15 protein-coding genes and 2 pseudogenes are annotated in these 19,013 nt (G+C 70.1%); 9 read left to right on the top strand and 8 right to left on the bottom strand.

The features are described from left to right. The first annotated feature begins 58 nt into the window (after window positions 1–58). From ACZ7NC_RS34430 to ACZ7NC_RS34410, 5 genes and pseudogenes are all read left to right on the top strand, one after another. On the top strand, window positions 59–1,495 hold the full coding sequence (locus ACZ7NC_RS34430; RefSeq protein WP_471494130.1) for a hypothetical protein: 1,437 nt from the start codon (window positions 59–61) through the stop codon (window positions 1,493–1,495). 154 nt (window positions 1,496–1,649) lie between these two features. Further along, entirely contained in the window at window positions 1,650–3,104 is a 1,455-nt protein-coding gene (locus ACZ7NC_RS34425) for an alkaline phosphatase PhoX (protein WP_471494128.1), read from the top strand. A gap of 621 nt (window positions 3,105–3,725) precedes the next feature. Further along, entirely contained in the window at window positions 3,726–4,448 is a 723-nt protein-coding gene (locus ACZ7NC_RS34420; RefSeq protein ID WP_471494126.1) for an LAGLIDADG family homing endonuclease, read from the top strand. Window positions 4,449–4,670: 222 nt separating this feature from the next. Beyond that, window positions 4,671–5,627 (top strand): annotated as a pseudogene (locus tag ACZ7NC_RS34415) (1-aminocyclopropane-1-carboxylate deaminase); the annotation flags it as partial. A 34-nt stretch (window positions 5,628–5,661) separates the two neighbouring features. After that, window positions 5,662–6,699: a LacI family DNA-binding transcriptional regulator gene (locus ACZ7NC_RS34410; protein ID WP_471494124.1), complete on the top strand. Its 1,038-nt coding sequence runs from the start codon at window positions 5,662–5,664 to the stop codon at window positions 6,697–6,699. A gap of 72 nt (window positions 6,700–6,771) precedes the next feature. Here the strand turns inward: ACZ7NC_RS34410 and ACZ7NC_RS34405 are convergent, their stop codons facing one another. The 7 genes from ACZ7NC_RS34405 to ACZ7NC_RS34375 form a co-directional block, all read right to left on the bottom strand. After that, entirely contained in the window at window positions 6,772–7,995 is a 1,224-nt protein-coding gene (locus ACZ7NC_RS34405; RefSeq protein ID WP_471494205.1) for a TerD family protein, read from the bottom strand. Between the two features lie 270 nt (window positions 7,996–8,265). Then, entirely contained in the window at window positions 8,266–9,255 is a 990-nt protein-coding gene (locus ACZ7NC_RS34400) for a zinc-dependent alcohol dehydrogenase family protein (protein ID WP_471494122.1), read from the bottom strand. Then, window positions 9,252–10,100 carry a carbohydrate ABC transporter permease gene (locus ACZ7NC_RS34395; protein ID WP_471494120.1) on the bottom strand — a complete coding sequence of 283 codons (849 nt, stop codon included), beginning with the start codon at window positions 10,098–10,100 and terminating at the stop codon, window positions 9,252–9,254. Before ACZ7NC_RS34395 ends, ACZ7NC_RS34400 begins: the two co-directional genes overlap by 4 nt. Next, the gene (locus tag ACZ7NC_RS34390; RefSeq protein WP_471494117.1) at window positions 10,097–11,035 is read right to left on the bottom strand and encodes a carbohydrate ABC transporter permease; all 939 of its coding nucleotides are present in this window, start codon (window positions 11,033–11,035) and stop codon (window positions 10,097–10,099) included. Before ACZ7NC_RS34390 ends, ACZ7NC_RS34395 begins: the two co-directional genes overlap by 4 nt. After that, complete coding sequence (locus ACZ7NC_RS34385; RefSeq protein WP_471494115.1) at window positions 11,032–12,402, bottom strand: ABC transporter substrate-binding protein; 1,371 nt, start codon at window positions 12,400–12,402, stop codon at window positions 11,032–11,034. The genes ACZ7NC_RS34390 and ACZ7NC_RS34385 overlap by 4 nt, the downstream gene beginning before the upstream one ends. A gap of 114 nt (window positions 12,403–12,516) precedes the next feature. Then, window positions 12,517–13,287: a DeoR/GlpR family DNA-binding transcription regulator gene (locus ACZ7NC_RS34380; RefSeq protein ID WP_471494113.1), complete on the bottom strand. Its 771-nt coding sequence runs from the start codon at window positions 13,285–13,287 to the stop codon at window positions 12,517–12,519. Between the two features lie 261 nt (window positions 13,288–13,548). Then, window positions 13,549–14,358 (bottom strand): NAD-dependent epimerase/dehydratase family protein, encoded by an 810-nt coding sequence (locus tag ACZ7NC_RS34375; RefSeq protein ID WP_471494110.1) that lies wholly within the window; start codon window positions 14,356–14,358, stop codon window positions 13,549–13,551. A 206-nt stretch (window positions 14,359–14,564) separates the two neighbouring features. Here ACZ7NC_RS34375 and ACZ7NC_RS34370 point away from each other — a divergent pair, with 206 nt between their 5' ends. Both ACZ7NC_RS34370 and ACZ7NC_RS34365 read left to right on the top strand, forming a co-directional pair. Next, window positions 14,565–15,518, top strand: a complete 954-nt coding sequence (locus tag ACZ7NC_RS34370) for a 5-dehydro-4-deoxyglucarate dehydratase (RefSeq protein ID WP_471494108.1) — start codon at window positions 14,565–14,567, stop codon at window positions 15,516–15,518. Beyond that, the gene (locus ACZ7NC_RS34365) at window positions 15,515–16,678 is read left to right on the top strand and encodes a hypothetical protein (RefSeq protein ID WP_471494105.1); all 1,164 of its coding nucleotides are present in this window, start codon (window positions 15,515–15,517) and stop codon (window positions 16,676–16,678) included. Before ACZ7NC_RS34370 ends, ACZ7NC_RS34365 begins: the two co-directional genes overlap by 4 nt. On the opposite strand, the gene ACZ7NC_RS34360 is transcribed toward ACZ7NC_RS34365, so the two are convergent. After that, window positions 16,615–17,853: an MFS transporter gene (locus tag ACZ7NC_RS34360; RefSeq protein ID WP_471494102.1), complete on the bottom strand. Its 1,239-nt coding sequence runs from the start codon at window positions 17,851–17,853 to the stop codon at window positions 16,615–16,617. The two genes, ACZ7NC_RS34365 and ACZ7NC_RS34360, sit on opposite strands and share 64 nt — an antisense overlap. A gap of 11 nt (window positions 17,854–17,864) precedes the next feature. Here ACZ7NC_RS34360 and ACZ7NC_RS34355 point away from each other — a divergent pair. Both ACZ7NC_RS34355 and ACZ7NC_RS34350 read left to right on the top strand, forming a co-directional pair. Further along, window positions 17,865–18,047: pseudogene (locus ACZ7NC_RS34355) on the top strand (DUF6010 family protein); the annotation flags it as partial. Window positions 18,048–18,137: 90 nt separating this feature from the next. After that, on the top strand, window positions 18,138–18,731 hold the full coding sequence (locus ACZ7NC_RS34350; RefSeq protein WP_471494203.1) for a TIGR03086 family metal-binding protein: 594 nt from the start codon (window positions 18,138–18,140) through the stop codon (window positions 18,729–18,731). The last annotated feature ends 282 nt before the right edge of the window (window positions 18,732–19,013 follow it).

Below are 19,013 nucleotides of genomic sequence, written 5' to 3'. Positions count from 1 at the left end.
GCTGAGCGGCGGAGCCGTGATGCGTACGGCCATGCAAGCGCCCTAGGAGAACCATCCGATGTCAGACAGCTCCCCCCTGCCACCGGTACTGCTGCACCCCGAAGCGGAGCTGGCGCGGGACGCGCTGTCCACGCCGCTGCTCTCCCGTGCCGCGCGGCTGGCCCGCTGGGCCGGACCCGACACCCGGGTCGACGCCGGCGGAGGGCTCGTGGACGAGCAGTTGCCCGCCGCCGCAGAGCTGCTCGGACTGAGCGGGGACGACGCCGCCGCGTACGCCAGTGAGGCCTGGCGGGTGGCCGTGGACACCGGGCTGGTCGAGGTCGTCGACGAGGAGGCGGGCACCGTGGCGGCCGGCGCGGACCTGGCGCTGCTGACCGGCGGTTCGCCGCACGACGTGCTCGCGGTGTGGCTGGGCGCGCTGGAGACGGTGCTCGCCGACGCGAGCGTGCCCGACCTCGACGACCTGGTCGAGGCCATGGACGAGGGAGGCGAGGTCGACCTCTCCTCGCTGGACTGGGACCCGGAGGCCGAGGCGGAGTTCCTCGACGGGGTCCTCGGCAACCTCTACCTGCTGACGGCCAGTGAGGACGGCCCCGGCGAGAGCCCCGTGCCGCTGCCCGCCCTCGCCGCGTCGATGATCGTGCCCAGCGACATGGGCGAACCCACGAACGACGTGCTGGAGCAGGTCTCCGACGCGATGATGCGACTGGACGACCAGTTCCGGGTGCTGGAGCCGGTCGGTCTGGTGGACTACCAGCCGGTCGACGAGGCGCTGATGGCGGACGTCGAGGGCGCCGCCGAGGAAGAGGCGGCGAGCGTCGACGACACCGATGTGTCGCGCTACGGCATGGTGCGGCTCACCCCGCTCGGGCTGTACGGGATGCGGGCGCGGCTGCTGGAGGCCGGGTTCGAGGCGCCCGCGGTCGGAGAGCTCGCGGACAAGGGCGCCGACGCGCTGCTCGACGGTACGGCCACCTTCCCGCAGACCGCCGCACGGACCGAGACCGAGCAGTGGCTGGCCCGGCGCGAATCCCTCGCCGCGGCACGGGAGTTGCTGGCGGCGGCACGGGGCGCGGACACCGGGGCACCGCTGCGGCGGCTGCGCTGCCAGCAGGCGCTGTCCCTGGTGGGTGCGGAGGCCGAGCCCGCGTTGCGGGAGGTCCTCGACGATCCGGAGCTGGGCGGGCTGGCCCGGGTCTGGCTGACCGAGGCCGGGTTCTCCGACGTACCCGCGCCGTCCCAGGAGCTGGTCTTCTGGCTGACCGTCGACACGGTCGCCGCGCAACTGGCAGCCGAGGGGAACTCCGAAGAGCTGAGGGCGCTGGTGGAGGGGCTCGCCGCGCAGCACAGCGGGTTCTTCGCGGCGGCTTGGCGAGTGGATCACCCGGCCGCGGCGGATGTGCTGGAGGCGATGGGGCGGTTGCATCCGGACAAGAAGGTGGCGAAGGAGGCCCGGAAGGCCGCGTTCAAGGCGCGGTCGCAGCAAGGGGGGTGACTGTCGGGAGGCGGTTGCGGGTTGTTTGTGGTTGCTCGCGCAGTTCCCCGCGCCCCTTAGGGCGTTGTTCAACTGGTGTTAAGGCGTGAGCGGAATTGTGGCGCCGTCGCGCAGTCCGCCACCCTCCACGGCAACCTCTGTCACAGGAGACACCATGTCGCTCACCCGCAGGGACTTCGCCAGAACGTCCGCGGTCACCGGTGCCGGTGTGGCGCTGGCCGGCAGCGCCGGCGTCCTCGCCACCGCACCGAACGCGCTCGCCTCCACCGAGTCCGAGATCGCGAGCGAGGAGTCCGCGGACGCCCGCCCCGGCGGCGGTGTCGGATACGGACCGCTCATCTCGGACCCCAACGGCCTGCTCGCGCTGCCCGCCGGATTCAAGTACCGCGTCATCACCTACAGCGGCAGGACCAAGCTGGAGTCGGGCGAGTTCACCCCCTCCAACCACGACGGCACGGCCGCCTTCGACGGCCCGCGCGGCACCACCCTGCTGGTCAACAACCACGAGCTGGGTGGCCCCCGCTCCAAGTGGCCCTACCCGGTGCCGCTGACCGAGGGCCTCGTCTACGACCCGGCCGCGTCCGGCGGCTGCACCGTCGTCGAGGTGCGCCCCGACGGCCGGGTCGCCGAATGGGTCGGCATCGCGGGCACCGCCACCAACTGCGCGGGCGGCAGCACCCCTTGGGACACCTGGCTCACCTGCGAGGAGACCGAGGACAAGGCCGGCGCCAACGGCATGACCAAGGACCACGGCTACGTCTTCGAGGTCGACCCCGCCGACCACCGGGCCAACAAGGACCCCAAGCCCATCAAGGCGTTGGGTCGCTACGCCCACGAGGCCGTCGTCATCGACCCCAAGCGCGGCCACGCCTACCTCACCGAGGACGCCTCCAACCCCAACGGCCTGCTCTACCGCTGGACCCCGCCCGAGCAGTTCCAGCACGGCCGCGGCAAGCTGCGCACCCTCGCCGACGACGCGGGCAGGCTGGAGGCGTTCAAGTGCTTCGACTCCGGTGGCAAGTTCGTCGACGACCTCTCCCGCGCCACGAAGATCGGCACGGTGCTCGGCGTCGACTGGATCGACGTGCCCGACCGTGACGCGAAGACGACGTCCGTGCGCAAGCAGTTCGCCGCCGGCCAGGTCACCCGCTGCCGCAAGCTCGAAGGCATGTGGTGGGGTGACGGCGGCACGTACATCGTCTCCTCCTTCGCCCGCGCGGAGAGCCCCGGACAGCCGCACGACGGCCAGGTCTGGTTCTACGACCCCAAGCGCCGCACCCTGACCCTGAAGGTCCTGATCGGCGTCAACGCCGACCCGTCCAAGGACGGCGCCTTCGACGGCCCCGACAACATCACCGTCTCCCCGTACGGCGGCCTGGTCATCGCCGAGGACGGCGAGGGCATCCAGCACCTGTTCGGCGCCACCGACAGCGGCCGCACCTACCCCCTCGCCCGCAACGAGCTGAACATCGGCACCGAGGAGGAGCCGGAATACAGCGAGTTCACCGGCGTGACCTTCTCGTGCGACGGCAGGACCCTCTACGCCAACATCCAGACGCCCGGAATCATGCTCGCCATCACCGGGCCCTGGAAGCGGCAGCGGCGGTAAGGCTTCGGTCCCTCAAACGAGTGACCTTCGATCGGTTTGTCCAGCTCATTCCCGCGTCGGACTAGTGTTTTTGTCTCGCATGTTTGTCGTTCGATGCGGGGGTGGGCTGTGGTCACGGAACCACAGAGCGGATTTGTCCATGGTTCGCGGGTGTGGCTGCCCGATGGCTCGGTTTGCGCGATCGAGGAGGTAGTAGCCAGGCGACTCCCAGTACTTTCTTACAGCAAGGAATGGGACACGAGGCCCGTTCGGTACGGCGCGAACCAAGGTCCTCGGGGCCATTCGGTGGGTGACCTCGGCGCATCGGCTCCGATGGCCTGGTGGGATGGAATTCCATGCGGGAGCATGAGGATCACGTTTGTTTCCGGTCGTACCGTCGAAGCTGCCGTTGACCAGCAGTGGGTAACACAACGGCGGACGGGGCGACAAGCATGGGAGTGGAAGCGGACCAGCGCTCTGCTTCCAGGGGATCGCGTACCGTTTCCGTTGACTGCTGCTTGCTTCGGAACGGAGGGTCAGGCTCGCGAGGGATATTTCGTCGGAGCTATGCTCGGGGACGGTGGGATGACGTCCTGCACTCCGGAGTTCCACGGGGATCCGTTGGATGGCGCGGTGGAGTTCATGCGTGAGTTCGCCGCGGAGCACGGGTGCTGCGTGCGTGAGATTCAGCAAGGCACCATCGTGCGTCTGCGGTTTCCATTCAAGGCGGGGCATCGGAACCCGATCACAGATTGTCTGCGGCGTTTTGGAGTATGGGGTCAGCGCTGCAATGAGAAGCACCTTCCTGATGCGCAGTTCAGCCGCGAATTCTGGATCGGATGCTTGTCGGGGCTTGTGGACACTGATGGCTGTGTTCGTGAGCGGATCAATGCTCGGGGCACAGTGCACGGTTGCGTCGAGTTTGCAACGGTCTCGCCTTTGCTTGCGAGGCAAGTGTCTGACGCTTTCCTGCGCTTGGGTGTAGCGAACAGAGTTCGTCTGGATCAAAGGCGGCAGAGAGGAGGGCATTCCATCAATGGCTACGCCGTCGTCAGTCAACGACCAATCCAGATCGTGGAGGTCTCACGAGCCACGGCACTTGTTCGCCTCGCTGCCGTCCTGGACCTTCGAATCGGTTACAAGGCATCCAGGCTGAAGAGGCTGATGTACTCGGTCGGGCATGTCGCTCCGGCGCGCAGCGAGATGCACGGCTACGACGAGTCCGTGGCACTGGATCGTGTGAAGAGTGTTTCCGTGATCGGGGATCGCCCTGTGTATGGCGTCGCGGTGAGTCCATCCGGTCTGTTCGTGGTCAATGGCCTAGTGACGGGAGCTGTGCATCAGCTGGCCGTTGCAAGCCGATAAGGAGATGACGCAGCGCCTCCTCCGCGCCTCTCTGGGTGCGGGGAAGCACCGTGCAAACAGGCGGGTAGTTGGTTCGGGGCATGAAGTTCACGCCGGGGAATTATCAATCCTTGGCCGTCTCTCCGAGATGGCGCTCCAAGGAGGCCAGTGACACGGACGCGGCTCTGCGCGTCACCGCGGAGATCTGGCGGAGCCTCGCCGAGCTCGTGAACCAGCCCGACGACGACTGATCTGGGAGGACTCATGTCCCTTTCCTCCCTGTGGGCCAAGCGCGAGGACTGCAACTCCGGTGTCGCCTACGGCGGCAACAAGACCCGCAAGTTGGAGTAGCTGGTGGCCGACGCGCTCGCGCAGGGCTGCGACACGCTCGTCTCCATCGGCGGCGTGCAGTCCAACCACACCCGCCAGGTCGCGGCGGTGGCCGCCCGCGCCGGGCTCAAGTGCGTGCTGATCCAGGAGAGTTGGGTCGACTGGCCCGACTCCGTCTACGACAAGGTCGGCAACATCCTCCTCAGCCGCCTGGCCGACGCCGACGTGCGCCTCGTGCGGGCCGGTTTCGGGATCGGCTTCAAGGAGAGCTGGGAGCATGCCCTGCGGGAGGTGGAGGAATCGGGCGGCAAGCCGTATGCCATCCCGGCCGGGGCCTCCGACCATCCGCTCGGCGGCCTCGGCTTCGCCGGATGGGCCTACGAAGTCGCCGAGCAGGAGCGGGAGCTGTGCGTCTTCTTCGAGACGGTGATCGTCTGCTCGGTGACCGGTTCCACCCAGGCGGGCATGGTCGCGGGCTTCGCCGACCTGCAGGAGGCGGGCGCCCGCCCGCGCCGCGTCCTCGGCGTCGACGCCTCGGCCAAGCCCGTCCCGACCCGTGAGCCGATCGCCCGGATCGCCCACAACGCCGACCGACTCATCGGCGTCCAGCGTGAGTTGACCGAGGCCGACGTCGAGCTCGACGAGCGCTATCACGCGGGCACGTACGGCATTCCCGACGAGCCGACCTTGGAGGCGATGCGCCTGGAGGCGCCGACCGAGGGGATGGTCACGGATCCGGTGAACGAGGGCAAGTCGATGGCCGGGATGATCGATCTGGTCTCGCGCGGGGAGATCGACCGGGACTCGACCGTGCTGTACGCCCACCTGGGCGGGCAGCCGGCGCTGAACGCCTACAGCGCGCTGTTCTAGGCGTGGCGTCCAACTGGCCGGATACAGTGCTCGCGTGTTGGCGGACGAACAGCAGCGGGAGCCGCGTGTCGACCGGACCGACGGCCCCCGCCGACGGGCCACGATCCACGACGTCGCCAAACTGGCCGGAGTGTCCCGTCAGACGGTCTCCCGTGCGGTGAACGACAAGGGCGAGATCGACCCGGGCACCAAGCAGCGTGTCCTGGAGGCGGCCCGTCTGCTGGACTACCGGCCCAGCCGGTTCGCGCGCGGGCTGGTGCGGAAGGGGACCGTCACGACGGGGCTGGTGATCCCGGATCTGATGAACCCCTTCTTCCCCGAGGTGGCCGCCGGGGTGCTGGAGGCCGCCGAGCAGCGCGGCTGGCAGGTGGTGGTGTGGGACTCGCGGACCGACGAGGCCCGTGAGCGGGAGGCGCTGGACGTGCTCTCCCACCAGGCGGACGCGGTCGTGGGCTACTTCAAGAACCCGGACGACGTGCTCGCCCGGCATCTCGGTGGCATGCCGCTGGTACTGCTGGAACGCGGCCCGGAGCGGACGCGGTTCGCGGCGGTGGGCATCGACGCCGCGGCCGGCATCGAACAGGGCATGGCGCATCTGGTCCGAACGGGGCACCGCCGTATCGGCATGCTGGACGGTGTGCACGGTCCCGCCCCCAGGCGGCTTGCCTTCCTGGCGCAGGCCCGGCGGCACGGTCTGCCCGTCGACGAGGGCTGGGTCGCCATGTGCCCCGAGCACAGTGTCCGGGGCGGCGAGGAGGGCATGGAGCGACTGCTGGACGCGCGGCCCGAGATCACCGCGGTGTTCGGCTTCAACGATCTGATCGCGGTCGGCGCGATGCGCGCTGCCGGACGCCGTGGCCGGACGGTGCCGGGCGATCTGGCCGTGCTGGGCTTCGACGGGCTGTCGCTGGGGGAACTGGTCCAGCCGGCCCTCACCACCTTGCACATCGACAAGCGGAAGCTGGGGCGGCTGGCCGTGGAGCAGGTGGCGCGGCTGCGGGCGGGGGAGGAGCCGATCGGCGGCGCCGACGCCTGGGTGGTGCCTGAGCTGGTGGTGCGGGCCTCCGCCTGACGTGGGGCTCCGAGGCTCCGGTCCGTCGGGCGCCCCCTTCGGCCGGGGGCGCCCTGGACGTCGTACGGCTGTCTACAGCGCCTGCGCGGCCGGCTTCACCATCCCCCTCACCGTGCGGGACTTCACGAAGTCGCCCATCGCCGTCATCTCCCACTCGCCGGAGAACTGCTTGATCAACTTGGCCATCATCACGCCCGTCTGCGCCTCGGCGTTGGTCAGGTCGAAGCGGACCAGTTCCTCGCCGCTCGCCGCGTCGATCAGGCGGCAGTAGGCCTTGGCGACCTCGGTGAACTTCTGGCCGGAGAAGGAGTTGACCGTGAAGACCAGTCCGGTGACGTCCTGGGGCAGGCGTCCGAGGTCGACGGTGATGACCTCGTCGTCGCCGCCGCCCTCGCCGGTGAGGTTGTCGCCGGAGTGGCGGATGGCGCCCTGCACGATCTGGAGCTTGCCGAAGTAGCAGCTGTCGATGTGGTTGCGCTGCGGGCCGTAGGCGATGACCGAGGCGTCCAGGTCGATGTCCTTGCCGCGGTACGCCGGCTCCCAGCCGAGGCCCATCTTGACCTGGGAGAGCAGCGGGCGGCCGCCCTTGACCAGGGAGACGGTCTGGTTCTTCTGGAGGCTGACGCGGCCCTTGTCGAGGTTGATCTTTCCGGCGCCGGGGGCGGGAGGCGCGGGAGGGGCCGGGGGAGCGGCGGGGGCCTGGGGCGCGGAAGGCGCGGGCGGCGTGGACATGGGCGGGGCCGGCGGGGTGGCCGGGGGCTGCATGCTGGGCTGCGGCGGGGGCACGGGGGCGGCCGGGGCCGGTTCCTCGACCGTGACGCCGAAGTCGGTGGCGATGCCGGCCAGGCCGTTGGCGTAGCCCTGGCCTACCGCGCGGGCCTTCCAGGCGCCGTTGCGCAGGTAGACCTCGACGATCACCAGTGCGGTCTCGGCGCCGAGCTGCGGGGGTGTGAAGGTGGCAAGGACGCTGTTGTCGTCCGCGTTGCGGATGGTGGCCGTCGGTTCGATGCCCTGGAAGGTCTGGCCGGCGGCGTCCGGGCTGGCGGTGACGACGATCTTCTCGATGCCGGCGGGTACGGCCGCCGTGTCGACCGTGATCGCGTCCGGGGAGGTGCCGCCGCCCGAGCGGTACGTCACGCCCTGCCCTGTCGGCTGGTTGTAGAAGATGAAGTCGTCGTCCGAGCGCACCTTGCCGTCGGCGGTGAGCAGCAGGCCCGATACGTCGAGCCGCACCGGGGCGGCGACGTCCACCGTCACGCGCGCGGCGGAGAGAGGGATGTTCGAGCCGGGGGTCATAGCTGTCATGACCCGTGAACGAGCGAGGCCGTTTTACCGTTCCCTTACCCGGGCCATTCGGTGGCGAGGAGTTTCTTCGCCCCCGGCCGCCCCTACCCTTCCCATCCTTCTGGGGCTCCGCCCCAGACCCCGCTCCTCAAACGCCGGAGGGGCTGAGTTTTTCAGCCCGTCCGGCGTTTGAGGACGAGGCCCGTTCAGGGCCGAAGCGGGGGTCTGGGGGCGGCAGCCCCCAGGGGACGGGACGGGTAGGGGCGGCGGGGGCGAGAACCCCTACGGCACGACCACGATCTTCCGCCCAACCCCCGACGCGAACTGCTCCAGCGCCTCCGGGTACCGCTCCAGCGGAATCCGGTCGCTGATGAAGATCTCGGGGTCGAGGACACCGTTCGCGAACAGTTCCGCCGCGCGTTCGAAGCTGTGCAGGACGGCCATGGAGCCCGTGATCGTGATCTCCTGGTTGTAGATGCGGTACGGATCGATCGTCACCCGTGTCGCGTAGTCCGCCACCCCGAACTGAAGAAACGTGCCCGCCTTCGCCACCCGGCCCAGGCCGTCCTGGATCGCCGCCGCGTTCCCTGTGGCGTCCACCACGAGGTCCCAGCCCTGCGGGCGGTCCAGTTCGTCCGGGTTCGCGGCGGAGGCCGAGACGCCGAGGCTGCGTGCGGTCTCCAGGCGGGCCGGGTTCACGTCCACCACGTCCACGCTGGCCGCGCCGGTCCGCTTCGCCAGCTCCAGCATCATCAGGCCCATCGTGCCGGAGCCGTAGATCAGGACATGCGCGCCGAGTCGGGACCGCAGGACGTCGTAGCCGCGTACCGCGCAGGACAGGGGCTCGACGAGTGCCGCGTCCTGGGTGCGGACGTGTTCGGGGAGCTTCACGCAGTTCGCCACCGGGGCGACCGCGTACTGCGCCGCGCCCCCGGCCGTCGTCACTCCGATCGCCGCCCAGCGTTCGCAGAGGTTGTTGTGGCCGGTACGGCAGTAGCGGCACTCGTAGCAGTAGAGGGACGGGTCCACCGCCACCCGGTCGCCCACCGACACCTCGGTGACCTGGGTGCCGACCCCGACCACCGCGCCGGCGAACTCGTGCCCGGGCACGATCGGCAGCTTCGGTGCGAACTCGCCCTGGAGGATGTGCAGATCGGTGCCGCACAGGCCGCAGGCGGCGACCTCGACCACGACTTCGCGCGGTCCCGGCGTCGGGTCGGGGACCTCTGAGACGACGGCGCGGCCCACGGACTCGATGACGGCGGCCTTCATTTCACGGCTCCCAACGACAGGCCCTGGACCAGCTTGTCCTGGGCGGCGAACCCCGCGGCGAGCACCGGCAGGGAAATGACGAGCGACGCGGCGCACACCTTCGCCAGGAACAGGCCCTGGCTGGTGATGAAGCCGGTCAGGAAGACGGGGGCTGTTTCCGCCACCACGCCGGTCAGCACACGGGCGAACAGCAGCTCGTTCCAGCTGAAGATGAAGCAGATCAGGGCTGTCGCGGCGATGCCCGGCAGGGCGATGGGGGCCACCACGCGCGTGAGGATCGTCGGCAGCCTCGCGCCGTCCACCCGCGCCGCCTCGATGATCGCGACCGGGACCTCGGCCAGGAAGGACTGCATCATCCACACCGCGATCGGCAGATTCATGGAGGTGTAGAGGATGACCAGCAGCCATATGTTGTCGAGCATGTCCGTGTTCTTCGCGAACAGGTAGAGCGGCAACAGGCCCGCCACGGCCGGCAGCATCTTCGTCGACAGGAAGAAGAACAGGACGTCGGTCCACTTCTTCACCGGCCGGATCGACAGGGCGTACGCCGCCGGCAGGGCGAGGACCAGGACGAACAGCGTCGAAGCCACCGAGGCCACCGTCGAGTTGATCAGCGCGGGCCAGGGGCTCGCGCCGCCGCCCGCACCGAAGAACTCGCGGTAGCCGTCCAGTGTCAGCGACGCCGCGAAGGACGGCGGGTTGGTCGCCGCGTCCGCCTCGGAGTGGAAGGACGTCAGGGCCATCCACGCGATCGGCAGGAAGAACGCGATCCCGAGCAGCCAGGCCACCAGGCCGAGGCCCGCTCCCTTGCGGCGGCTGCGAAGTCGTACGGCCACGGCACTCATGCGCGCGACACCTCCTCGCGGAACAGGGACGACACCACGCGCAGCGCGAAGGTCGCGATGATGATCGAGCCGATGACCACCAGGACGCCCGCGGCCGAGGCGAGGCCGTTCTCATGGGCCTGGTAGAAGCTCTGGTAGACGGTGTAGGGGAGGTTGGCGGTGCCCAGGCCGCCGGACGTGATCGTGAAGACCGCGTCGAAGTTCTGGACGATGTAGATCGAGCCCAGCAGGGCGCCGAGTTCGAGGTAGCGGCGCAGGTGCGGGAGCGTGAGGTGGCGGAAGATCTGCCAGTCGCTCGCGCCGTCGACGCGGGCCGCCTCGATCTGCTCGTGGTCGCGGCTCTGCAGGCCGGCCAGCAGGATCAGCATCATGAACGGCGTCCACTGCCACACCAGGGAGGCCTCCACCGCGAGCAGCGGTGTGTTGGAGATCCAGTCGGGCTGTGGGCCGCCCACATAGTGCAACAACCCATTGAGCAAGCCGTATTCAGGGTTGTAGAGCACGTGTTTCCAGAGCAGTGCCGCTGCCACGGGCACCACGAGGAACGGGGCGATCAGGAGGGTGCGGACCACACCCCGGCCGCGGAACTTACGGTCCAGGAGCAGGGCGAGCACCAGGCCGAGGACCAGGCTGGCCAGCACCACCGCGACCGTCAGCAGCACGGTCGTCCACACCGAATGGCGCAGATCCGCGTCGGTGAGGACTTCCCGGTAGTTGTCGATGCCGGCGAAGTGGCGGGCGTCCGGGTACAGGGAGTTCCAGTCGAAGAACGAGATCACCAGCGTCGCCACGAACGGCAGCTGGGTCACCACGACCATGAAGATCAGGGCGGGCAGCAGAGGGGCCCGGGTGGCCCAGGCGCGCAGCCGGGCGGAGGGTTGGCGTGTCGTACGCACGGGAGTCGTGGCCACGGGGGCCGTGGTGGTCGCTGTCATCGCCCCTCGTACTCCTCGGAGATCTTCTCGGCGAGCTGCTGGGACTTCTTCAGGGCCGAATCGACGGACTGGCGTCCGGCGATGGCCGCGCTGATCTCCTGGGAGACCTTGGTGCCGAGGTCGGTGAACTCGGGAATGCCGACGAACTGGATGCCGGGCGCGGGCCGCGGCTGAACGCCGGGGTCCTTCGGGCGGGCGCCCTCGATGGCCTCCTTGGTCATCTCCTGGAAGGCCGCCGCCTCCTGGCGGTACGCCGGGTTGGCGTAGGTGGAGGCCCGCTTGCCGGCCGGGACGTTGGACCAGCCGATCTCGTCGCCGACCAGCTGCTCGTACTGCTTGCTGGACGCCCAGGACACGAACTGCCAGGCCTTGTCCGGGTTGCGGGACGCCTGCTGGATGCCCCAGGCCCAGGTGTAGAGCCACCCGGAGGACTCCGTCTTGTCGACGGGCGCGGGTGCGTAGCCGACCTTGCCCTTGACCGGGCTGTTCGCGGCCTCCAGGGACCCGGCCGCGGAGGTGGCGTCGTACCACATGGCGACCTTGCCCTGGGTCATGTTGTTCAGGCACTCGGCGAAGCCGGACTGGGCCGCTCCCGACTCACCGTGCTCGCGCACCAGGTCGACATAGAACTTCGTCGCCTTCTCCCACTCGGGGGAGTTCAGCCGCGCCTTCCAGTTCTTGTCGAACCAGGTGCCGCCGAAGGTGTTCACCACGGTGGTGAGCGGGGCCATCACCTCGCCCCAGCCCGGCAGACCGCGCAGACAGATGCCCTTCATGCCCGACTCGGCGCCGTCCGCCTTCGCCGCGAGGTCCGCCACCTGCTGCCAGGTGGGGTGCGCGGGCATCGTCAGGCCCGCCTTCTCGAACACGTCCTTGCGGTACATCAGGAAGGACGACTCGCCGTAGAAGGGCTGGCCGTAGAGCTTGCCGTCGTCGCCGGTCAGGGACTGGCGCATCGGCCCCAGGACGTCCTGCTCGTCGTACGCCGGGTCCTTGGCGACGTAGGAGTTCATCTCCTTGAGCCAGCCGTTGCGGGCGTAGATCGGTATCTCGTAGTTGGAGAGGGTGGCCACGTCGTACTGGCCCGCCTGGTTGGCGAAGTCCTGGCTGATCTTGTCGCGGACGTCGTTCTCGGGCAGGACGGTGAAGTTGACCTTGATGCCGGTCTCTTCGGTGAAGCGGGGGGCGAGCTTCTGGAGCTCGGTCATCTGGGGGTTGTTGACCATGAGGACGTTGATCGAGTTGCCGCCCGACCCCGCCCCGCCGGCGCCGACCCAGCAGCCGGAGAGCAGCGGGGCGAGCAGCGTCCCTGCGGCGGCCATGGCGAGCGTGGCTCGCGGTGGCCGCCGTCGGCTCTGGGTTCGCATGGATCGCTCCTGGACGTTTGGGGGGATAAGGGGCGCGCGGAGGCGTGCGCGTGCCCCAAGGGGAGTGAGTTTGCTTTTCGGACTTATGCTTTTTCGGACTTATGGGGTTCGGTTTCAGACGCGGATGACCTGCGGTCCCAGCAGCGAGTACCGATGCGCCTCGGCGGCCGGAAGCAGCGTGCTCGTCACGATCGTCTCCAGTGCGCCGATGTCCGCGAACCGGCAGAAGCTGACCGCGCCGAACTTGGTGTGCACGCCCGCGAACACCGTGCGGCGCGCGGCCCTGATCGCCTGCGCCTTGACCTCGCTGACGGCCGGGTCGGGGGTGGTCAGGCCGTGTTCGCGGGAGATGCCGTTGGCGCCGATGAACGCCAGGTCGATGACGAAGCCGGCCAGCATCTTCGTGGTCCAGTGGTCGACGGTGGCGAGGGTGCCGGGCCGTACCCGGCCGCCGAGCAGCAGCACGGAGACGTGCTCCGTCTCGGCGAGCGCGCCCGCGACCGGCAGGGACGCGGTGACCACGGTCAGCGGCCGGTCGGTGGGCAGGGCCTCGGCGATGAGCTGGGGGGTGAAGCCCTCGTCGACGAAGACCGTCTCGGCGTCCCCGAGCAGCTCGGCCGCGGCGCCCGCGATCCGGCGCTTCTCGGGGACATGGCTGGTGGCGCGGAAGGCGAGCGTCGTCTCGAAGCCGGCGCTCTCCACCGGGTAGGCGCCGCCATGGGTACGGCGGAGCAGGCCGTGGTCCTCCAGAACGCGCAGATCCCGCCGTACGGTCTCCTTGGCCACGCCCAGCTCGGCGGCGAGCGCGGTGACGTCGACCGCGCCGTCACGCCGTGCGGCCAGCACGATCTCGCGTTGGCGCTCTTCCGCCGTTTTCGTGCTCATGACCGACATCTGCCTTCCGCTTCGCTGCCCGTTCGGGCCCGGTGAGGCCCATGGGGGAAGTTCTACAGCGGGTGTCGGGCACTGACCAGCTCTCTTGCGAGTCCGATGCTGCCCGTATGTGCCCGTTCACCATGTGCAGTGTCCGTCTCGGACCTGCACGGTTGCGGTGCGGCGGGTGAGATCGGGCGCGCACGGTGCCCGAATGTGCGGCGGGCGGGCCCGTTCGGTGCCCGCCCGCTCTTTCCCGGCAATCCGTTTCGGTCAGTACGGCCAGGTCGGCGGGTCGCTCACGAAGTGGCCGCCCAGGTAGGCGTGCGCGATGTTCTCCGGGTCGAGCTCGCCCTGCTCGGCGATGAGCTTCTCGGCGTACGGCTCGGAGTCGTCCTGCGGCTCGTAGCCGAGCGCGCGGGCGGAGGTGAGGTCCCACCACAGGCGTGTGTTCGCGGACGAGCCGTGGACGACGGTGTGCTCGACGTCCTCGGCGGTCAGGGCCGCGTGGAAGAGGCGGGCGCCGTCGGCGGGGCTCATCCACACCGAGAGCATGCGGACGCTGGTCGGCTCGGGGAAGCAGGAGCCGATGCGCACGGACACCGTCTCCATGCCGTGTTTGTCCCAGTAGAACTGCGCGAGGTCCTCGCCGAAGGACTTGGACAGGCCGTAGAAGGTGTCCGGGCGGCGCGGGGTGTCGACGGGGATGAGGGGGTCGTCGCCCTGGGGGCGGGGTGTGAAGCCCACCGCGTGGTTGGACGAGGCGAAGACGATCCGCTCGACGCCCTCCTCGCGAGCGGCCTCGTACAGGTTGTACGTGCCCTCGATGTTCGCCTTGAGGATCTTCTCGAACGGAGCTTCAAGGGAGATGCCCGCGAGGTGGATGATCGCGTCGACGCCCCGTACGGCCTCGCGCAGCGCCGCCCGGTCGGCGAGGTCGGCGACGATCGCGTCCGGCTCGCCCTCGATGGGGCGCAGATCGAGCAGCCGCAGCTCATAGCCGTACGCCGGGAGCAGGTCCCGCATCAGGGTGCCGAGGCCGCCGGCGGCGCCGGTGAGCAGAACGGTGCGGGGGGCTGGCATCCTCGGTTCTCCTTGAGTCCTGGACCGTCTGTATGCACGCACGATATTCACATTCATGGACAAGCTAAGGATCACCGACCTTGCCCGTCAAGGGTGGTGTGGTACGTGTTCATAAATGTAAACTCTGATCAGAATTCTGCATGGAGTTCGTCCACGCTACGCAGCCGTCCTCGTTGTGCAGTCGTCTTCGTTATTAGGGAGAGCCCGTGACGTCAGCCCCTCTTGCCGCACGCCTGAGCATCCCCGGCGGGCCGCTGTTCTTCCCCGTCACCGCTTACGGCCCCGACGGCTCGGTCGACCTGGACACCTACCGCACCCATGTGCGCCGGGGCGTGGAGGCCGGGGCCGCCGCCGTGTTCGCCTGCTGTGGCACCGGGGAGTTCCACGCGCTCACGCCCGAGGAGTACGAGGCGTGCGTGCGGGCGGCCGTCGAGGCGGCGGACGGACGTGTGCCGGTCGTCGCGGGCGCCGGGTACGGCACCGCCCTCGCGGTGCGGTACGCGAGGCTCGCCGAGGCGGCAGGCGCGGACGGCCTGCTGGCCATGCCGCCGTATCTCGTCGTCGCCGGGCAGGAGGGGCTGCTGCGGCACTACAAGGAGATCGCGGCGGCGTCCGCGCTGCCCGTCATCGTCTACCAGCGCGACAACGCCGTGTTCACCCCGGCCACCGTCGTCGAACTGGCCCGCACGGACGGCGTCATCGGCCTCAAGGACGGCCTCGGCGACCTGGACCTCATGCAGCGGATCGTCAGCGCCGTACGCACCGAGTTCTCCGGCGAGTTCCTCTACTTCAACGGCCTGCCGACCGCCGAACAGACCCAGCTCGCCTACCGCGCCCTCGGCGTCACGCTCTACTCCTCCGCCGTGTTCTGCTTCGCCCCCGAGATCGCCCTCGCCTTCTACGGGGCGCTGGAGGCCGGCGACGAGGCGACCGTCACCCGTCTCCTGGACGGCTTCTACCGGCCGTTCGTCGAATTGCGCGCCCAGGGCCGCGGCTACGCCGTCGCCCTCGTCAAGGCGGGCGTACGGCTGCGGGGGCTGGACGTTGGGGAGGTGCGGCCGCCGCTGCACGAGCCCAGCGAGGATCATGTCAAGCAGCTCGCCCAGGTGATCGAGCGCGGCTACGCGCTGCTGGAGAAGGACCCGGAGGCGGCCAAGTGAAGGCGTCGACATTCGTCTACCCCTGGGACGTCAACGGAGACCCGCAGGCACCCGACAGGATCGCCGCCCTCGGTGTACGCCAGGTGACGCTCGCCGCCGCCTACCACTCCACCCGCGCCCTCACCCCCCGCCATCCGCGCCACCGCATCGTCACCGCCGAACACGCGGCCGTGCTCTACCCGGCGGACGACCGCTGGAAGGGCCGGGAGCTGCACCCCTACGCCGCAGGCGACTGGGCACCCGGCGACGCCTTCGGCGAGGCGGCCGCCGCGCTCGCGGACGCGGGTCTGGAGGTGCACACCTGGGTCGTCATCGCGCACAACTCCCGCCTGGGCGGCGAGCATCCGGCCACCTCGGTCGTCAACGCCTACGGCGACCGCTACCCCTGGGCCCCGTGCATCGCCCAGCCCGCCACGCGCGCGTACCTCGTCGACCTGGCCGCCGAGGCCGCCGTACGCCCCGGGGCGCGCGGCACCGAACTGGAGTCCCTCGGCTGGTACGGCCTGCAGCATCTGCACGCCCACGACAAGACGGCCGGGGTCCCGCTCGGGGACGCCGGGATGTACCTGATGTCCCTCTGCTTCTGCCCGACCTGCGAGAAGGGCTACGGCGCCCAGGGCCTCGACGCCGACGAGCTGGCGGCCGCCGTACGCGCCGCCCTGGAGCCGCTCTGGCAGGGGGCGCCGGACGACGGGGGCTGGGCCGGTGTCGAGAAGCTGCTTGGCTCGCGGACGGCGGCGGCCACGCGCGCGTGGCGCGACGAAACCGCCCGCACACTCCAGGAGACGGCGGTCCGGGCGGTCCGTGCCGCCGCCCCCGACGGCTTCCAGATCCTGCTGCACGCCGACCCCGTGACGTATCACGTCGGCGCCAACCCGGGCGTCGACCCCGAGCACATCCTCTCCGTCGCGGACGGCGTGGTCGTGCCCTGCGCGGGCGGGCCCGGTCTGCTGACGCCCTTCACCGAGCAGGGGCGCGAGGGCGCGGTCGTCGCCGCCAACCTCGGTGTGGTCTCCGGGATGGGCGGCAGCCCCGGCACGCTGGCGTCGGACGCGGCACGCGCGCGTGAGCTCGGGGCCACGGAGCTCCGGCTCTATCACGCGGGGTTGGCGTCGGACGGGGACCTGGCAGCGGTACGGGAAGGTCTCGCCGCGCTCTGAAGCAGCGGTACGGCGCTCAGCAGCCAAACCGGGCCCAGTACCGCCAACAGCAGCCGTACGTCGAGCAGTTCGACCAGGGCCGCGCCCACCGCAAGCCCGACGACGTTCGGCGTGAAGACAAGCGTGTTGGCCGTGGCGGCCGTACGGCCGAGCAGCGCTTCCGGCGTCTCGCGCTGCACGGCCGTGAGCGCGGCGATCAGGACGCACGGCAGCCCCACGCCGGCCGCCGCGCTGCACACCAGCGCCACCGGGTCGGACGGGATCGCCCGCAGGCCCGCGGCGACGGCCGTCAGGGCGATGCCGTACGCGGCGAAACGGCGCTCGCCGAGGCGGCGCAGCGCCGGGCCGGACAGCAGCCCGATCACCACCGAACCGGCGCCCTGGACGGCGTACAGCACACCGGCGTACGCCGGAGCGTGCCCGAGGCCGTCGATGACGGCGTAGATCATCGCGCCGTTGAGCCCGGCGAACAGCATGGTGGTGCCGCCGGCCAGGACGAGCGGACGCAGCCGGGGGTGCGCCCACAGATAGCGGGCGCCCTCGACGGTCTGCGCCCGCCAGCCCCCGGCCGGCGGCTCCGGCCTGCTCTCGCGGACCCGCAGGCACGCGTACAGGCCGGTCGCGAGCACGAAGGTGACGGCGTCGAGCAGCGCGACGCTCGCGCCGCCGTACGCCGCGTAGACACCGGCGCCGGCCAGCGGGGCGAGGAGCTTCATGCCCTCGGTGGCGGTCATGCGCAGCCCGTTGAAGTCGCCGAGCAGGGAGGCGGGGACGGCGGTGGCGACGAGGGCCGACTCGGCGGCGTCATGGACCACGCCCGCGGCGCCGTAGGCGAACAGGACGGCGAACACGAGCCACACCCGGTCCGGTGAGTCGACCAGGAACAGGCTCGGGAGCAGCGCGGCCAGGAGCAGGTTCGTGGCTATCAGCAGGGGCTTGCGGCGGCCGCGGTCGGCGAGCGTGCCGAGCAGGGGGCCGGCCAGTGTGGGCGCCCACATGGCGAGCACGCACAGCGCGGCCAGGCCGTCGGAGCCGGTGAGGTCCTTGACCCACACACCGGACACCAGCCACAGCGCCGAGGTACCGAAACCGGAGACCACTACGCCGGCGAGATAGAGACCGGCGTTGCGATCGCGCAGGACGGGCGGGAGGGCCCGGGGAGCGTTGATCGTCATGCCTGGCCACTGTGCGGCTAAGGCGGGGGTGCGGGGATCGGGCAAGTGCCCTAATCAGCTGCGGGGAGCCGCTGGGCAGAGTGTGTACCGCCTACGTCGCCCATCGCGGCCTGGAGTCGTGGACCTTCATCGGCAGCGCCTGGCTGCCGCACACCGCGTGGGACATCGTCCATCACATCAAGGGCAACCTGGTCATCCCCTTCGCGGGCGGGAAGACGCCGCCGATGAGTTTCGTCCCCGCCGCCGGTCCACCTTTCAGGAACAGATCTGTGAGGAGCCTGCCCATGACCGACACGACCCTTGACCTAGGACCGCAGACCCGCGTCGTCGCCCGTCTCGCGGACGCAGTCACCGACGAGCAGCTCTCGGCGCCGACGCCATGCCCTGACATGGCGGTGCGCAACATGCTGGGGCATCTGCTCGGCCTGTCCGTCGCCTTCCGTGACGCCGGCCGCAAGGACCTGGGCCCCACCACCGACACCAACCCGGAATCCGCGCTCCCGGACATCGGCCCGGGCTGGCGCGAGGAGCTGCCCAAGGTGCTCGACGAGCTGGCCGACGTGTGGCGCGCCCCGGACGCCTGGACCGGCATGACCCGCGCGGGCGGCGTGGACCTGCCGGGTGCCGTGGCCGGCGCGGTGGCCGTGGACGAGCTGGTGATCCACGCCTGGGACCTGGCGGTGGCCACAGGGCAGCCGTACGCGCCGGACCCGGCCGCCCTTCGGATGTCCCACGACTTCCTGCGCGCCGCAGCCGACGCCGGCGACCGCGGCGGCGGCATCTTCGGCCCGGTCGTCCCGGTACCGGACGAGGCGCCCCTGCTGGACCGGGCGGTGGGGCTGAGCGGGCGGGATCCGGGCTGGAAGCGGGGTTCGTAGGGCGGGAATCCGGTACGAGGTCTCCCGGCGGACGGCGAGGATCACCCGGCGTTCCCGTCGCCGCCCGCCCGGTGGCATCCCTCCCTCGCCTGACCGGCGCGGATCGGTCCGGGGACGTGGTGTCCACCCCCAACCTCCTTGCCCCCTGCCCAACTTCCTTTGTCAGAAGCGTTGACGAATCATGCGCCCCCTCCTACCTTCATCGCGTCGTACTTCGTACGTCATATATGAGACGCGATACGTGAGATCCCATACGCGAGAGCCATCCCGCGAAGATCCGAG

It is taken from the genome of Streptomyces sp. NPDC111802, assembly GCF_055634335.1.
This window is presented reverse-complemented; position numbering and strand designations above follow the sequence as displayed.

What these genes read in the sequence shown, in the direction of transcription:
- ACZ7NC_RS34430 (WP_471494130.1), top strand. Translation starts at nt 59, where the DNA reads ATGTCAGACAGCTCCCCCCTGCCACCGGTACTGCTGCACCCCGAAGCG.
- ACZ7NC_RS34425 (WP_471494128.1), top strand. Translation starts at nt 1,650, where the DNA reads ATGTCGCTCACCCGCAGGGACTTCGCCAGAACGTCCGCGGTCACCGGT.
- ACZ7NC_RS34420 (WP_471494126.1), top strand. Translation starts at nt 3,726, where the DNA reads ATGCGTGAGTTCGCCGCGGAGCACGGGTGCTGCGTGCGTGAGATTCAG.
- ACZ7NC_RS34405 (WP_471494205.1), bottom strand. Translation starts at nt 7,995, where the DNA reads ATGACCCCCGGCTCGAACATCCCTCTCTCCGCCGCGCGCGTGACGGTG.
- ACZ7NC_RS34400 (WP_471494122.1), bottom strand. Translation starts at nt 9,255, where the DNA reads ATGAAGGCCGCCGTCATCGAGTCCGTGGGCCGCGCCGTCGTCTCAGAG.
- ACZ7NC_RS34395 (WP_471494120.1), bottom strand. Translation starts at nt 10,100, where the DNA reads ATGAGTGCCGTGGCCGTACGACTTCGCAGCCGCCGCAAGGGAGCGGGC.
- ACZ7NC_RS34390 (WP_471494117.1), bottom strand. Translation starts at nt 11,035, where the DNA reads ATGACAGCGACCACCACGGCCCCCGTGGCCACGACTCCCGTGCGTACG.
- ACZ7NC_RS34385 (WP_471494115.1), bottom strand. Translation starts at nt 12,402, where the DNA reads ATGCGAACCCAGAGCCGACGGCGGCCACCGCGAGCCACGCTCGCCATG.
- ACZ7NC_RS34380 (WP_471494113.1), bottom strand. Translation starts at nt 13,287, where the DNA reads ATGAGCACGAAAACGGCGGAAGAGCGCCAACGCGAGATCGTGCTGGCC.
- ACZ7NC_RS34375 (WP_471494110.1), bottom strand. Translation starts at nt 14,358, where the DNA reads ATGCCAGCCCCCCGCACCGTTCTGCTCACCGGCGCCGCCGGCGGCCTC.
- ACZ7NC_RS34360 (WP_471494102.1), bottom strand. Translation starts at nt 17,853, where the DNA reads ATGACGATCAACGCTCCCCGGGCCCTCCCGCCCGTCCTGCGCGATCGC.
- ACZ7NC_RS34350 (WP_471494203.1), top strand. Translation starts at nt 18,138, where the DNA reads ATGACCGACACGACCCTTGACCTAGGACCGCAGACCCGCGTCGTCGCC.